Consider the following 216-nt stretch of genomic DNA (forward strand, 5'->3'; position numbering starts at 1 on the left):
CGATAGCGGATAGTACCGTGAGGGAATGGTGAAAAGTACCGCGGGAGCGGAGTGAAATAGTACCTGAAACCGTGTGCCTACAAGCCGTGGGAGCGTCGCGCAAGGACTTGTCCTTGCGTCGTGACTGCGTGCCTTTTGAAGAATGAGCCTGCGAGTTTGCGGTGTGTTGCGAGGTTAACCCGGGTGGGGTAGCCGTAGCGAAAGCGAGTCCGAACA

The 216-nt window shown here is 56.9% G+C and carries 1 rRNA gene; it reads left to right on the forward strand.

What is annotated here, in order from left to right:
* Positions 1-216, forward strand: a 23S ribosomal RNA gene (locus KUM38_RS21975); the annotation flags it as partial.

This window comes from Streptomyces sp. AC558_RSS880, assembly GCF_019049255.1.
Classification (GTDB): domain Bacteria; phylum Actinomycetota; class Actinomycetes; order Streptomycetales; family Streptomycetaceae; genus Streptomyces.